Source organism: Streptomyces sp. MI02-7b (assembly GCF_033793585.1).
Taxonomy (GTDB): Bacteria; Actinomycetota; Actinomycetes; order Streptomycetales; family Streptomycetaceae; genus Actinacidiphila.
Genome location: NZ_JARAWX010000083.1, coordinates 1 through 644, shown reverse-complemented (window position 1 = coordinate 644; position 644 = coordinate 1). Strand labels below are relative to the sequence as shown.

The following is a 644-nucleotide window of genomic DNA, read 5'->3' as shown; positions in this document are numbered from 1 at the left end:
AAGGGGGTGGGAGTCCTCATCTCGAAGCAGGCTTCCCGCTTAGATGCTTTCAGCGGTTATCCCTCCCGAACGTAGCCAACCAGCCATGCCCTTGGCAGGACAACTGGCACACCAGAGGTTCGTCCGTCCCGGTCCTCTCGTACTAGGGACAGCCCTTCTCAAGACTCCTACGCGCACAGCGGATAGGGACCGAACTGTCTCACGACGTTCTAAACCCAGCTCGCGTACCGCTTTAATGGGCGAACAGCCCAACCCTTGGGACCGACTCCAGCCCCAGGATGCGACGAGCCGACATCGAGGTGCCAAACCATCCCGTCGATATGGACTCTTGGGGAAGATCAGCCTGTTATCCCCGGGGTACCTTTTATCCGTTGAGCGACGGCGCTTCCACAAGCCACCGCCGGATCACTAGTCCCTACTTTCGTACCTGCTCGACCCGTCAGTCTCACAGTCAAGCTCCCTTGTGCACTTACACTCAACACCTGATTGCCAACCAGGCTGAGGGAACCTTTGGGCGCCTCCGTTACCCTTTAGGAGGCAACCGCCCCAGTTAAACTACCCACCAGACACTGTCCCTGATCCGGATCACGGACCGAGGTTAGACATCCAGCACGACCAGAGTGGTATTTCAACGATGACTCCAC

1 rRNA gene is annotated in these 644 nt (G+C 57.9%); it reads right to left on the bottom strand.

The features are described from left to right. Positions 1 to 644: ribosomal RNA gene (locus PV364_RS41165) — 23S ribosomal RNA — on the bottom strand; the annotation flags it as partial.